Annotated in this window: 12 protein-coding genes; 7 read left to right on the top strand and 5 right to left on the bottom strand. The window is 70.4% G+C overall.

The window, feature by feature from the left end; genetic code table 11:
- Positions 1-31: 31 nt before the first annotated feature.
- Positions 32-871 (top strand): MOSC domain-containing protein, encoded by an 840-nt coding sequence (locus N801_RS01035; RefSeq protein ID WP_035931843.1) that lies wholly within the window; start codon positions 32-34, stop codon positions 869-871.
- Here the strand turns inward: N801_RS01035 and N801_RS01030 are convergent.
- The gene (locus N801_RS01030) at positions 858-1,535 is read right to left on the bottom strand and encodes an SDR family oxidoreductase (RefSeq protein WP_035931841.1); all 678 of its coding nucleotides are present in this window, start codon (positions 1,533-1,535) and stop codon (positions 858-860) included. The two genes, N801_RS01035 and N801_RS01030, sit on opposite strands and share 14 nt — an antisense overlap.
- A gap of 45 nt (positions 1,536-1,580) precedes the next feature.
- Here N801_RS01030 and N801_RS01025 point away from each other — a divergent pair, with 45 nt between their 5' ends.
- The 4 genes from N801_RS01025 to N801_RS01010 all read left to right on the top strand — a co-directional run bounded on the left by N801_RS01025 (position 1,581) and on the right by N801_RS01010 (position 5,708).
- A complete protein-coding gene (locus tag N801_RS01025; RefSeq protein WP_035931839.1) occupies positions 1,581-2,939 on the top strand; it encodes a GH1 family beta-glucosidase in 1,359 nt (452 codons plus the stop codon).
- Between the two features lie 139 nt (positions 2,940-3,078).
- The gene (locus tag N801_RS01020; RefSeq protein WP_035931837.1) at positions 3,079-3,918 is read left to right on the top strand and encodes an ABC transporter substrate-binding protein; all 840 of its coding nucleotides are present in this window, start codon (positions 3,079-3,081) and stop codon (positions 3,916-3,918) included.
- Between the two features lie 96 nt (positions 3,919-4,014).
- Positions 4,015-4,839: an amino acid ABC transporter permease gene (locus N801_RS01015; RefSeq protein WP_084107982.1), complete on the top strand. Its 825-nt coding sequence runs from the start codon at positions 4,015-4,017 to the stop codon at positions 4,837-4,839.
- A 2-nt stretch (positions 4,840-4,841) separates the two neighbouring features.
- Positions 4,842-5,708 carry an amino acid ABC transporter ATP-binding protein gene (locus N801_RS01010; protein WP_035931835.1) on the top strand — a complete coding sequence of 289 codons (867 nt, stop codon included), beginning with the start codon at positions 4,842-4,844 and terminating at the stop codon, positions 5,706-5,708.
- A gap of 16 nt (positions 5,709-5,724) precedes the next feature.
- On the opposite strand, the gene glmM is transcribed toward N801_RS01010, so the two are convergent.
- From glmM to rplM, 3 genes are all read right to left on the bottom strand, one after another.
- Complete coding sequence (gene glmM, locus N801_RS01005; protein ID WP_035931833.1) at positions 5,725-7,071, bottom strand: phosphoglucosamine mutase; 1,347 nt, start codon at positions 7,069-7,071, stop codon at positions 5,725-5,727.
- A gap of 145 nt (positions 7,072-7,216) precedes the next feature.
- Positions 7,217-7,735, bottom strand: coding sequence for a 30S ribosomal protein S9 (rpsI, locus tag N801_RS01000; RefSeq protein ID WP_035931830.1), 519 nt, complete (start codon positions 7,733-7,735; stop codon positions 7,217-7,219).
- Positions 7,735-8,178, bottom strand: a complete 444-nt coding sequence (gene rplM / locus N801_RS00995) for a 50S ribosomal protein L13 (RefSeq protein ID WP_035931828.1) — start codon at positions 8,176-8,178, stop codon at positions 7,735-7,737. The genes rpsI and rplM overlap by 1 nt, the downstream gene beginning before the upstream one ends.
- Before the next feature lie 273 nt (positions 8,179-8,451).
- On the opposite strand from rplM, the gene N801_RS00990 reads away from it, so the two are divergent.
- Positions 8,452-9,063: an ArsR/SmtB family transcription factor gene (locus N801_RS00990; RefSeq protein ID WP_035931826.1), complete on the top strand. Its 612-nt coding sequence runs from the start codon at positions 8,452-8,454 to the stop codon at positions 9,061-9,063.
- A complete protein-coding gene (locus tag N801_RS00985; RefSeq protein WP_035931824.1) occupies positions 9,060-10,337 on the top strand; it encodes an MFS transporter in 1,278 nt (425 codons plus the stop codon). Before N801_RS00990 ends, N801_RS00985 begins: the two co-directional genes overlap by 4 nt.
- Positions 10,338-10,409: 72 nt before the next feature.
- Here the strand turns inward: N801_RS00985 and N801_RS00980 are convergent, their stop codons facing one another.
- Positions 10,410-13,523: a pullulanase X25 domain-containing protein gene (locus tag N801_RS00980; RefSeq protein WP_084107980.1), complete on the bottom strand. Its 3,114-nt coding sequence runs from the start codon at positions 13,521-13,523 to the stop codon at positions 10,410-10,412.
- Positions 13,524-13,621 lie beyond the last annotated feature (98 nt).

The following is a 13,621-nucleotide window of genomic DNA, read 5'->3' as shown; positions in this document are numbered from 1 at the left end:
GGGCCGGTCGAGGACGAGGGCGAGGTATCCCGTGAGGGTCGTCGGGCTCAACGTGCACCCCGTGAAGAGCTGCGCGATCCGGCCGGTCCGGTCGGCCGTCGTCGAACGCGCCGGGTTCGCGGGAGACCGTCGGTGGATGGTCGTGGACGCCCACGGCCGGCTCGTCTCCGCCCGCGAGCTGCACGCGCTGTTCTCCGTCGTCCCCGACACCGCCGAGACGAGCGACGAGGTGGACGACGGCCTGCGCCTGCGGGCTCCCGGAGTACCCGACCTGCACCTGCACGGTGACACCGGTGAGGAGGTCCCGGTGCGGCTGCACCGCCACGAGCTCACCGGCGCGCCGGTCTCGCCCGCCGCCGACACCTGGCTCCAGCAGGTGCTGGGGCGGCCCGGCCTCCGGCTCGTGCGCTGCGTCGACCCGACCCGGCGCGCCCTCAACCCGGCGTACAGCGTGGCCGGCGACCACACGGCATACGCGGACGGGTACCCGGTCACGCTCGCGAGCCGAGCCTCGCTGCGGCAGCTGGACGACTGGATGGCCGAGGGTGCGGTCGAGCGCGGCGAGCCCGTGCCGGAGCCCCTGCCGGTCGAGCGCTTCCGCGCCAACGTCGTCGTCGACGGCGATCTGGAGGCGTTCGTCGAGGACACGTGGGCCCGGGTGCGGATCGGCGGCGTGACCTTCCGGGTCGCCAAGCCGGTCGACCGCTGCGTCATGACGACGATCGACCTCGAGAGCCTCGAGACGGGCAGGGAGCCGATCCGGACCCTGGCCCGCCACCGGCGCTGGGACGGCGCCACGTGGTTCGCCGTCCAGCTCGTCCCCGACGGCACCGGTGCGGTGCACGTCGGAGACGAGGTCACGCCGGGCTGAGCGCCTCGCCGATCGGGGTGTCGCCGCTGGTGAACTCGATGGTCGAGCCGGCCAGCTCGGGGTGGTCCAGGACGTGCGCGACCACCGCGGCCACGTCGTCGCGCGAGACGCTCCGGCCGCCCGCGTCGCCACCCACCTCGACCCGCCCGGTGCCGGTGTCGTCGGTGAGGGCACTCGGCCCGAGCACGACCCACCTCAGGGCCGACGCACGGAGGTGCCCGTCGGCCGCCGCCTTGGCCTCGGCATACGTGTGGAACGGGTTGTCCTCCGGCACTCCGTGGTCCGTTCGGGCTCCGAAGTAGGACACCATGACGTAGAGCGGGTCGCCCGAGCGCGCGGCCGCGTCCATGGAGCGGATCGCGGCGTCCCGGTCGACGGCGAGGGTCCGCTCCGGACTGCCACCGCCGGCGCCGGCGGACCACACCACCGCGTCGGCGCCCGCGAGCGCGGCCGCCATCTCCTCCCCGGACATCTGCTCGACGTCGAGGACGGCCGGCGTCGCGCCCACCGCCTCGATGTCCGGGCCCTGGTCCGCGCTGCGGATCCACGACGTGACGTCGTGGCCGGCGTCGGTGAGCAGTCCGGCGAGCCGGAGGGCGATCTTGCCGTGCCCGCCGATGATCGTGACGGAGGCCTTCGGGTCGTTGACTGCGTCGGGTGCCATGCCGACACCCTGCCTCAGTACTCGGGGCAGCACTACCGTGGGCCCATGACGTTCCAGACGACCTTCCCCGACGGCTTCCTCTGGGGGGCAGCGACCGCGAGCTACCAGATCGAGGGTGCGGTGTCCGAGGACGGCCGCTCGCCGTCCATCTGGGACACGTTCAGCGCAGTCCCGGGCAAGGTGCTCGGCGGCGACTCCGGCGCGGTCGCGTGCGACCACTACCACCGGTTGGAGTCCGACGTCGACCTCATGAAGGGCCTCGGCCTCGAGGCGTACCGCTTCTCGGTCGCGTGGCCGCGCGTCATCCCGACCGGGACGGGCGCGGTGAACCAGGCGGGGCTCGACTTCTACTCGCGGCTCGTCGACCGGCTGCTGGACAACGGGATCCGTCCCTTCGTCACGCTCTACCACTGGGACCTGCCGCAGGTGCTCGACGATCGCGGCGGCTGGCTCAACCGGGACGTCAAGGACTGGTTCACCGACTACACCGCCGCCGTCGTCGGGGCGCTGGGCGACCGGGTCACCCACTGGACGACCCTCAACGAGCCGTGGTGCTCGTCGGTCCTCAGCTACGCCATCGGCGCCCACGCGCCCGGGCACACCGACGCGGCCGAGTCCCTGGTCGCCGCGCACCACCTCACCCTCGCGCACGGCACGGCGGTCCCCGTCATCCGCGAGCTCTCCCCCGGCGCCGAGGTGTCGGTCACGCTCAACCCCACCCAGGTGCACGGGCCCGAGGACCCGGACGAGCGCGACGTCGACGCCGTACGCCGTGCCGACAACGCCCTCAACGGGATCTTCTTCGGCCCGTTGTTCCACGGCGCCTACCCCCAGGGGATGCTCGAGGACACCGCGCACCTCACGGACCACGCCTACCTCCACGACGGCGACTTCGCCGTCACCAGCGCGCCCCTGGACAACCTCGGGGTCAACAACTACTTCCCGACGCGGGTGCGCTTCTCCGAGGGGGCGCAGAACCCGATGCCGGGCTGCGACGGTGTCGAGGAGACGGCTCCCCGCCCGCCCCTGACCGACATGGGCTGGGAGATCTCGCCCGACAGCCACCACGACATCATCCTGCGGTCGTCGCGGGAGTCGGGGCTGCCGATCTACATCACCGAGAACGGCTCGGCCTGGCCGGACACCGTCGGCGCGGACGGGGCGGTCCACGACCCGGACCGGACGGCATACCTCCACGGCCACCTCGAGGCGGTGCGCCGCGCGATCGACGACGGCGCGGACGTCCGCGGGTACTTCGCGTGGTCGCTCATGGACAACTTCGAGTGGGCGTACGGCTACAGCAAGCGCTTCGGGATCGTCCACGTCGACTACGAGACGCAGGAGCGGACGGTGAAGGACTCCGGTCTCGAGTACGCCCGGATCATCGCCGCCCATCAGCGCTGACCGCGGCGACACCGGCGCAACACAGGTCACGATTCGGGCGTCCGATGGGGGAAAAACGGTCCATCCGGCCCCCCGCTGGGTAGGGTCAGCGACTAGTCAGATGTGGGTCGACCACGTCAACTACTGCCAAGGAGTACCGGTGACCACCTCACGTACCCGCCGCGCCAGCACCATTGCTGCCGTGGCCCTCGTCTCCACGCTCGCCCTCGCGGCCTGCGGCTCCAGCGACGGCGACGGCGACGCCGATGCAGCCGCCACGAACTCCAGCGGGATCACGACGATCGAGTCGGGCAAGCTCAAGGCCTGCACCCACCTGTCGTACAAGCCCTTCGAGTTCAAGGAGGGTTCCAAGGTCGTCGGCTTCGACGTCGACCTCATGGACCTGCTCGCCAAGGAGCTCGGCCTCGAGCAGGAGGTCGTCGACATCGAGTTCGCGACGATCACCTCCGGCGCGGCGTTCGCGGCCAAGAAGTGCGACGCCGGCTACGGCGCCACGACCATCAACGACGAGCGCAAGAAGGCCGTGCTCTTCTCCGACCCGTACTTCGACTCCACGGCGGCCCTCATCGTCAAGAAGGACTCGGGCATCACCGACCTCGCCGGACTCAAGGGCAAGAAGCTCGGTGTCCAGACCGACACCACGGGCCAGGAGTTCGCCGAGAAGGAGAAGGCCGCCAACGGCTTCACGCCGGTCGTCTTCGACGACCTGCCGACCCAGCTCGCCGGCGTCCTGTCCGGCCGCGTCGACGGTGCGATCAACGACAACGGCCCGCTCCTCGACTACGCCAAGGACAACCCGACGACCGAGGTCGTCAAGGAGTTCGACACCGGCGAGCAGTACGGCCTGATGTTCAAGAAGGACGACCCCAACGGCACCAAGATGGCGGAGAAGGCCAACGAGATCCTCGCGGCCGCCAAGACGGACGGCCGCTACAACACGATCTACAAGAAGTGGTTCGGGGTCGACGCCCCGAAGTGATCCTTCCTTCGACGCCGAGGGCGGCGGTACGGTTCGACCGGACCGCCGCCCTTCGGCGTCCTTGGTCCCCGCACCCGCAGGCCGGCAGGAGAACTCATGAGCACCGCCATCACTGACGCTCCCGCGAAGAAGAAGCTGTCACCCCGCAGACGCGCGCAGCGCATCCGATGGACGCAGTACGCGCTCCTGGTGGCCTTCGTCATCGCCTTCGCGCTCGGCGCCGACTGGGGCCAGATCCAGAGCGTCTTCTTCCGCTCGGACCTCGTCAAGGCCACGCTCACCGAAGGCCTCCCCAACGCCTTCAAGAACACCCTGGTCTACACCGCGGGCGCGTTCGTCCTCGGACTGCTGCTGGGAACGGTGCTCGCCCTGATGCGCCTGTCCTCGGTCGGCCCCTACCGGTGGATCTCGACGGCGTGGATCGAGTTCTTCCGAGGGCTTCCCGCGATCGTCGTCTTCATCGCCTTCAGCCTGCTGCCCCTGGCCTTCGAGGGCCTCGTCATCCCGTACGACCCGTACGGCACGGTCTGGGTGGCACTCGGTCTCGTCGCCTCGGCCTACATGGCCGAGACCATCCGTGCGGGCATCCAGGCGGTGCCGCCGGGCCAGATCGAGGCGGCGCGGTCGCTCGGTATGCCGGCCGGTGTCGCCACGCGCAAGATCATCCTGCCCCAGGCGTTCCGCATCATCACCCCACCCCTGACCAACGAGGTGATCCTGCTCGTCAAGGACTCCTCGCTGGTCTACGTGCTCGGGCTCTCCGCCGCGGGCTACGAGCTGACGAAGTACGGCCGAGACCTCGCGAGCTCCAACGCCAACCTCACCCCGCTCGTCGTCGCCGGCTTCTGCTACCTCGTCATCACCCTGCCACTGTCCTACGTCGTGCGTCGCATGGAAGCCCGCCAGAAGAAGGAGCGCTGAGCATGAGCTCATCAGCCACCCACCGGGGAGCAGCCGTCGTCGAGGTCACCGACCTCCACAAGTCGTTCGGCTCCAACCACGTCCTCCGGGGCCTCGACGCCACGATCCGCCAGGGCGAGGTCGTCTGTGTCATCGGACCGTCCGGGTCGGGCAAGTCGACCTTCCTGCGGTGCATCAACCTGCTCGAGCAGCCGACCAGCGGCTCGATCAAGGTCGGCGGGGAGGAGGTCACCGACCCCGACTGCGACATCGACGCGATCCGTCGCAACATGGGCATGGTCTTCCAGCAGTTCAACCTCTTCCCGCACCTGTCGGTCCTCGACAACTGCACCGTCGCCCAGACCACCGTGCTCAAGCGGGGCAAGGAGGAGGCGGAGACCAAGGCGCGTGACAACCTCGAGAAGGTCGGGCTCTCCGACAAGGCCGACGCCTACCCGGCCCAGCTCTCGGGTGGCCAGCAGCAACGCGTCGCGATCGCCCGCGCGCTGTCGATGGACCCCAAGCTCATGCTCTTCGACGAGCCGACGTCGGCCCTGGACCCCGAGCTGGTGGGCGACGTGCTCTCGGTCATGCGCCGCCTGGCCACCGAGGGGATGACGATGTTCGTCGTCACGCACGAGATGGCGTTCGCGCGCGAGGTCGCCGACCGGGTGATCTTCATGGACGGTGGCTCGATCGTCGAGGAGGGCGTCCCCAGCCAGGTCATCGGATCGCCCACCGAGGAGCGGACCCGCGTCTTCCTCCAGCGCGTCCTCGACCCGACGCACGTGGACCCCGGGGCGGAGGACGAGGCTCACGCCGAACGTCACCGGGCCGCCGCCGCAGCGGCCGGCTCGACGCCCGGCGTCCCGCTCGACCCCCAGCGCTGACCCGGCTCCCGCCTCGTCAGAGGGTCAGGCGCTCCCTGACGACCTTGACGAGGCGGTCGGCGACGTCCTGGGCGTCCTCGGCCGTGACCGCCTCGACCATGACGCGCACGACCGGCTCCGTGCCGGACTTGCGCAGCAGGACCCGGCCCCTGCCGTCCAGGAGGACCGTCTCCGCGGCCACGGCTGCCTGCACGCCCTCGTCGGTGTCGACGCGGGCCTTGTCGACGCCCTTGACGTTGACGAGCACCTGCGGCATCCGGGTCATCACGGTGCCGAGGTCGGCGATCGTGCGGCCGGTCTGCGCCATGCGCGCAGCCAGCATGAGGCCGGTGAGGACTCCGTCACCCGTCGTGCCGTGCTCCATCATGATGACGTGGCCGGACTGCTCGCCGCCCAGCGTGTGGCCGGACCGGCGCATCTCCTCGAGCACGTAGCGGTCCCCCACCCCGGTCTGCTTGACGGTGATGCCCTCGCGCTCCATGGCCTGGAGGAGGCCGAGGTTGCTCATCACGGTGGCGACGAGGGTGTCCCCGGCCAGTGCGCCACGCTCCTTGAGCGCGACGGCGAGGATGCCCATGATCTGGTCGCCGTCGATCTCGTTGCCGTCGGCGTCGACGGCCAGGCAGCGGTCGGCGTCGCCGTCGTGGGCGATGCCGATGTGGGCGCCCTTGGCGGCGACGGCCTGCTTGAGGTGGCCGAGGTGGGTCGAGCCGTAGCCGTCGTTGATGTTGAGGCCGTCCGGCTCGGTGCCGATCTCGATGACCTCGGCCCCGGCGAGGCGGAACACCTCGGGCGAGACCGACGAGGCGGCGCCGTGGGCGCCGTCGATGACGACGGTGAGCCCGTCGAGGCGGTTGGGCAGGGCCTGGAGCAGGTGCGCGACGTAGCGAGCCTGCCCGGCGCGGTTCTGGTGGACCCGCCCGATCTGGGCGCCCGTGGGGCGCTCCCACTCGCGGCCGAGACCCGCGGCGATCTCGTCCTCCACCGAGTCGGGGAGCTTGTGACCGCCTGAGGCGAAGAACTTGATGCCGTTGTCGGGCATGGCGTTGTGCGAGGCCGAGAGCATGACGCCGAAGTGGGCGTCCATGTCGGAGGTGAGGAAGGCGACGGCGGGCGTCGGGAGGACGCCGACGTTGTGGACGTCGACCCCGGCCGAGGCGAGGCCGGCGACGACGGCTGCGCCGAGGAACTCCCCCGAGGCGCGGGGGTCGCGCCCCACGACGGCCTTCGGGCGGCGGCCGGCCTCGCGGGCCTCACGGCCGAGGACGTGCGCCGCCGAGACGGCGAGCCCCAGGGCGAGGTCCGCGGTGATGTCGACGTTGGCGAGTCCTCGGACCCCGTCGGTCCCGAACAGTCGTGCCATGCGCGTGCCGTGCCTTTCCTCGTCCTGCTGGGGTGTCGGCCGTGGAAACCGGCCGACGAGTCAACCTACCGCCGCACGCCGAAGGCGGCACCCCTGGAGAGATGCCGCCTTCGTCGCGGAACGCGCCACAACGGGCGCCTGCCGATCAGCGCTTGCTGTACTGGGGCGCCTTGCGGGCCTTCTTGAGACCGGCCTTCTTGCGCTCGGGGACGCGGGCGTCACGGGTGAGGAAGCCGGCCTTCTTGAGCGCCGGACGGTTCAGCTCCTCGTCGACCCCGTTGAGCGAGCGGGCGACACCGAGGCGGACCGCGCCGGCCTGGCCGGAGGGGCCACCACCGTGGACGCGCACGAGCACGTCGTAGGCGCCGACGAGCTCGAGGACCGCGAGCGGCTCGTTGACGATCTGCTGGTGCACCTTGTTGGGGAAGTACCCCTCGAGGGAGCGGCCGTTGATCTTCCACTCACCGGTGCCGGGGACGATGCGCACGCGGGCGATGGCCTGCTTGCGACGACCGGTGGCAGCGCCGGGGGCGGAGGCGGTCGGGCGACGGGTCTCCTCGCCCGCGACGTCGCCGGAGGACTCCGAGGTGTACTCGGAGATCTCGACGTCGTCGGCGTCGGTGCCGAGCTCGACGTCGGACTCGATGGAGGTGTTCTCGGTCATTACTGGGCCACCTGGGTGATCTCGAAGGGCTTGGGCTGCTGGGCCGCGTGGGGGTGCTCGGAGCCGGCGTAGACCTTGAGCTTGGTCAGCTGCGCGCGACCGAGCGTGGTCCGCGGGAGCATGCCGCGCACGGCCTTCTCGACGGCCTTGGCGGGGAACTTGTCGAGCATCTCGACGTAGGTGCGGCTCCGGAGACCACCCGGGAAGCCCGAGTGGCGGTAGGCACGCTTCTGCTCGGCCTTGGAGCCGGTGAGGGCCACCTTCTCGGCGTTGATGATGATGACGAAGTCACCGGTGTCGACGTGGGGGGCGAAGGTCGCCTTGTGCTTGCCGCGCAGCAGGATCGCGGTCTGGCTCGCGAGGCGCCCCAGCACGACGTCAGTGGCGTCGATGACGTGCCACTGCCGCGTGATGTCGCCCGACTTCGGGGTGAAGGTACGCACGGTGTTACCTAACGTGTGGATGGAACGGGAACCTGCGACGGTGAACCTCCGGCCGACAGGGGTATGCCGTGTGCTCCCGCCAGGGCTCTCACCTCTCGGGCCACCCTGGGAAGGGCGCACGGCACAACAGTCACCAAGTTTACGGGGGCACGCCCGCGCACCCAAATCCCCGGTCGCGCCGCCTGAAACACCCGCTGACCTGCACGGACGGTGCCCGGAGCACGCCGTGCACACTACTTGTGCACACAGAGTGTGCAGAGGTATTGTGCACGCATGGCCTCCGAACCGTCCGCCAACACCCGTGGTCTCACCGGCATCCGGCTGGACTCGACCTCGCTCAAGGTGCTCGCCCACCCGCTGCGCTCGCGACTGCTCTCCACCCTCCGGCGCAACGGGCCGGCGACGGCGACCGACCTCGCCGCGACCCTGCACACGAACTCGGGGGCGACGAGCTACCACCTCCGCAAGCTCGAGGCGGTGGGGCTGGTCGCCGACACCGGGGACGGCGAGGGCAAGCGCCGGCTGTGGCGCGCCGCCACCGAGAGCCACCAGTTTGACGCCAGCGACTTCGCCGGCGACGAGGACTCCGAGACCGCGCTCAACTGGCTCGTGCGTGACTACACGAGGCACTTCGCCGAGCAGTTCGAGAAGTGGCTCGACGTCGAGGGCGCGTGGCCGCTCGCCTGGCGGGACGCCGCCGGGATGAACGACTCCTACGTCGTGGCCACCCCCGCCCAGCTCCGGGCGATGAACGCCGAGATCGACGAGGTCATCACGCGCTACCGGCGCGTGGGCCAGGGCAACCCGGCGGCGCGACGGCTCGCCGTCTACAGCGTCGCCTACCCGCTCGACCTCGACCGCATCCCGCGGGGGGAGGAGGCGTGAGCACCCACCTCTCGCCTTCCGCCGCCCGCCGCGTCTTCCTCGTCCTCACCGCCACCCGGTGGCTTCCCGTCGGGTTCGTCATCGGGGTGTTCACCCTGTTCGCGCTCGAACGCGGGTTGACCGTCCAGGAGACGATGACCTACGGCGCCGCGCAGGGCGTCATGGTCCTGCTCCTCGAGCTTCCCACGAGCGGCTTCGCCGACGCCTTCGGCCGCAAGGCCGTCCTCGTCGCGGCCGGCGTCGTCAACGTCATCGCGGGCGTCCTCTACCTGACCGCGACGACGTTCTGGCAGTTCGCCCTGGCTGCGGGCTTCCTCGGGATCTACCGCGCGCTCGACTCGGGGCCGCTCGAGGCGTGGTTCGTCGACACCGTGCACCTCACCGAGCCCGGCGCGGACGTCGACCAGGCCCTCGCCGCCCAGGGCACCATCGTCGGTGTCGCGATCGCCGGCGGGTCGCTGGCCTCCGGCGGACTGATCCTGTGGCACCCGTTCGCGGACTACAGCGCCATCGCGTTCCCGATCGTCGTCTCCATCGCCTTCGCCGTCGTCCACCTCGTCCTCACCCTGACGATGGTCCACGAGCCGCACGAGTCGTCGGAAACGACCCGGGCGCGTCAGGCGCTGGACTCGGCCAGGGACACCCCCAAGGTCATCGGCGACGGGCTGACCCTGCTGCGGCACAACCGGATCCTCGCCGGGCTGATCGGTGTCGAGCTCTTCTGGGTCATCGGCATGATGGTCTTCGAGACGATGCTCCCGATCCGGCTGTCCGAGATGCTCGGCACCACGGACGCCGGCGTCCTTCTGGGGCCCGTCGCCGCGGGCGGGTGGGCCGTGTTCGCCTTCGGCTCGGCCGTCGCCGGCCGGATGATGCGGCGCTGGGGCGTGGTGCGCGCAGCCATCGCGGCACGCGTCCTCAACGGCCTCGGCGCCGCCGTCATGGGCCTCATGCTCGGTCCCGCCGGCCTCGTCGGCGCCTACCTCGTGACCTACATGCTGCACGGCGTCGGTGGGGCCCCGCACCTGACCCTGCTCCACCGCGAGGCGAGCGCCCGCAACCGCGCCACCGTGCTGTCGATGAACTCGATGGTCATGCAGGCCGGTGGCGCGGTGGCCGCGCCGACGATCGGGTGGCTGGCCGCGACCACCTCGGTGCAGACGGCGATGGTCGCCGCCGGGCTCGTCAGCGTGCTGGGCGCGTTCCTCTACCTCCCGGCACTGCGCCAGGAGCGCGCCCTCAAGGGCGGCGCCCACCCGGCGCCCGTCACCTGAGCCCCCTGCCCCCGTCTGCGTGGATGGTCGAGAACCTCACCATCCACGCAGACGCCAACGCGGGTCACGGGGTCACGGGGCGGCGGCGACGCTCGTGACGGTGGTGCGGTGGGTCGCCGAGTCGTAGACGAAGTTCGTCGTCGCCCCGGCGCTCGGCACCGTCACGCTGATGTCGCCGCCGTTGGGGACGCCGCCGTCGCCGTAGTTCTCGGTCCACGACTGGTCGTGGGCGATCTTGAACTGCCACGTGCCCGCGGGGATCTTCGTCGTCGCCCAGGTGAAGACGCCGTCGCCGTCCTTGTCCTGCAGCCACGGGCGCATGCAGTCCGGGGACCAGTCCGCGGGGCAGCCGAGCTCGGACTGGAACGTGCCGGCCGCGGTGATGATCTCGGTCTGCTCGTCCGAGGTGCCCCAGTGGGTGCGCGGGTCGTAGAAGAACGTCACCGTCCCGTCGAGCGTCTCGTACGAGATGTTCTCCGTCCCGCCACCGTCCCCGTAGGACTCGGTCCACGAGCGGTCGTGCGCCACCTTGTAGGCGTACGGCCCGGCCGGAATCGTGAACGTCTTCTTCCAGATGAGGTCGTCGGGGTCGAGGGCCAGCTGGGCCTGGTCGCAGTCCGGCGCCCAGTCCCCGCTCACGCCGAGGTTGGTCGGGCAGCCCATCTCCGAGTTGTGCGTCCCCGGCACGGAGACCGCCGTCGGCTGGGTCGCCGGCGGGTCGCCGATCTCACCCTCCGTCGAGCCGCCGGTGGCCTCCGCGACCACCGAGGCCCACGTGCCGTCCGCGGCCACCCGGCCCGCAGCGTCACGCACGACCGCGCGGTACTCGAGGACGGAGCCCAGCGGCATACCTGCGACGTCGTGGAAGACCCGGAAGGGGGCGTTGTCGTCGGTCCCGATGGGGCGCCACGTCGCCGTCCCGACCGGGCGGTAGAGGAACGTCGTCTGCGCGAACGTGCTGGTCGTGACGTCCGCCGCCACCTCGGCGCGACCGGCCACCGTGGAGTCCGACCCTGCGGACAGCTCCACGGTCGGGGCGGCGCCGGTGGTGGCGATGGGCTTGTTGGCCCGCCAGACGCTCACGGTCAGCGGCGGCACCGTCACCTTCACCGAGCCGTCGGCCGTCGGCTTGACGGCCCTGTCGGTGCCGGACACCGGCGTGAACACCACGCCCTTGCCCCTGCTCCACGTCGGGAACGTCGCGGTTGCGGGCTTGCTGTCGTTGTTGGCCGCGACGACGTACTCGACCTTCTGGCCGGCGTCGATCCGGGACACGGCGAAGATGCCCGCGCCCGGTGCGGCGTACCGGTTGACCTGGGCGCCGTCCGCGAGGGCCGGGTGCTTGGCGCGCACCGCCGAGAGTGCCTTGATGTGCTCGTAGAGCGGGTGGGTGGTCGAGTACCGGTCCCGCGAGCCCTCCGGCCCTGCGAGCACGTCCTCGGTGTTGTAGACGTCGACCTTGCTCGCGAACATGTCCTCGCGGGCCAGCTGGTCGCCACCGGTGCCGACGAAGCCCTGCTCGTCGCCGTAGTAGGTGACCGGGTTGCCGCGCGTCGCGAACATCAGCGAGTCCGCGAACTTCACCCGGGCGAGGTGCTGGGCCTCGCTCGTCACGCCCTCCTTGAGGAACATGGCGGCGCGCCCCATGTCGTGGTTCCCGAGGAAGGTCGGCAACTGGTAGGCGTTGCTGTCGGCGTCGGTGTACCAGTCGTCCTTGGCGAAGAAGTCCGCGAGCGCGCCGGCCGGCTTGCCCTTGGCGAAGTCGATGCCCTGCTGCTGGAAGCCGAAGTCGAGGGTCGCCTGGAGCTTGCCGCGGGTCGTGTACTCGGACATGACCGCGGGGTTGCCGTCGTAGACCTCGCCGAACGCGAAGAAGTCGTCGTTCTTCTTCGCCGCGTGCTCGAGCAGGTCCGGCATGAACTTCTGCCAGAACTCGAGGTTGACGTGCTTCACGGTGTCGATGCGGAAGCCGTCGATGCCGAAGTCGACCCACTGCTTGTAGATCTCGCCCATCCCCTCGACGACCTCGGGCCGCTCGGTGAACAGGTCGTCGAGCCCGATGAAGTCGCCGTACGTCGAGGACTCGCCGGCGAAGGTCGAGTCACCGCGGTTGTGGTACATCAGCGGGTCGTTGAGCCACGCAGGCGTCTTGGCGTCCTCGTCGCCCGGGCGGAGGACCGGGGTGTACGGGAAGGACGTCGCCGGGTCCATCTCGGGGAAGGTCTCGTTGACGAAGTCCCGGTCGTCGAAGACCTCTCCGGCGGCGTCCCTGTACGGGAACGCCTTCTTGGAGCGGTAGGTGTACTGCTGCTCCTCGTAGTCGATGACGTCCGCGGTGTGGTTGGTGATGATGTCGAAGAAGACCTTCATCCCCTTCTTGTGGGCCGCGGCGATGAGCGCCTTCATCTCCTCGTTGGTGCCGAGGTGGGGGTCGATCTGGGTGAAGTCGGTGATCCAGTAGCCGTGGTAGCCCGCGCTCTCCTCGCCTGCCTTGCCCTGGACCGGCTTGTTCTTGAAGCTCGGCGTGAGCCAGATCGCGGTCGTCCCCATGCCCTTGATGTAGTCGAGCTTGTTGATGACGCCCTTGAGGTCCCCACCGTGGTAGAAGCCCTTGTTGGTCGGGTCGAACCCGGTCGTCAACGGACCGCCGGTGAGCCCGCCCCTGTCGTTGGCGGTGCTGCCGTTGGCGAACCGGTCGGCCATGAGGAAGTAGAACCGCTCGCGCGTCAGGGGCTGGCGCAGCGAGCTCTGGGCGAGCGCCGCGTCACCCGCCGTCGTGCCGCCGGAGAGGTTCTGGGGCGTGAGGCTCACGAGGTGCGTGGCGTCGTCGTAGGTGAACGTCAGCGTCGCCGGGGCCTCGAGCACGAGGGGGAGGTTGCCTCCGTCGAGCACGCCGCCGGCGCCGTAGTTGACCGTCCACGTGTCGTTGAGGGCGACCTTGTACTCGTACGTCCCCGCGGGCACGGTGAACGTCTTCGTGTATGCCGTCGTGTCACCCACCCGGGCCAGCTCGGAGGCCGCACACTCCGGCTTCCAGTCCTCGGGGCAGCCGATCTCGGACTGGAGCGAGCCGACGAGGGCGACGGTGGTCGTCTCCGCCGCGGCGGGGAGGGAGGACCCCACCACGGGGGTCAGGGCGACTGCGGCTCCTGCTGCGACGGCTAGCAGGCGGCGTGGACTGGGCATCGTTGCTCCTCCGGGGGTCCCCGCGCTGCCGTCGTGGCCCCGCGGAAGGGATGTCTGCCGTCGAGGCTAGCTGCGAAAACGCTTTACAGGCACCCCCG

The sequence above is a fragment of the Knoellia aerolata DSM 18566 genome, from assembly GCF_000768695.1.
Taxonomy (GTDB): Bacteria; Actinomycetota; Actinomycetes; order Actinomycetales; family Dermatophilaceae; genus Knoellia; species Knoellia aerolata.
Note: the sequence above shows the minus strand (reverse complement) of the source record. Positions and strands in the feature narration are given on the sequence as shown.

Bases quoted from the DNA above. Each gene is read 5' to 3' on its own strand.
- glmM (WP_035931833.1), bottom strand. From the start codon at position 7,071: ATGGCACGACTGTTCGGGACCGACGGGGTCCGAGGACTCGCCAACGTC.
- N801_RS00990 (WP_035931826.1), top strand. From the start codon at position 8,452: ATGGCCTCCGAACCGTCCGCCAACACCCGTGGTCTCACCGGCATCCGG.
- N801_RS00980 (WP_084107980.1), bottom strand. From the start codon at position 13,523: ATGCCCAGTCCACGCCGCCTGCTAGCCGTCGCAGCAGGAGCCGCAGTC.
- rpsI (WP_035931830.1), bottom strand. From the start codon at position 7,735: ATGACCGAGAACACCTCCATCGAGTCCGACGTCGAGCTCGGCACCGAC.
- N801_RS01010 (WP_035931835.1), top strand. From the start codon at position 4,842: ATGAGCTCATCAGCCACCCACCGGGGAGCAGCCGTCGTCGAGGTCACC.
- N801_RS01030 (WP_035931841.1), bottom strand. From the start codon at position 1,535: ATGGCACCCGACGCAGTCAACGACCCGAAGGCCTCCGTCACGATCATC.
- N801_RS01015 (WP_084107982.1), top strand. From the start codon at position 4,015: ATGAGCACCGCCATCACTGACGCTCCCGCGAAGAAGAAGCTGTCACCC.
- N801_RS01025 (WP_035931839.1), top strand. From the start codon at position 1,581: ATGACGTTCCAGACGACCTTCCCCGACGGCTTCCTCTGGGGGGCAGCG.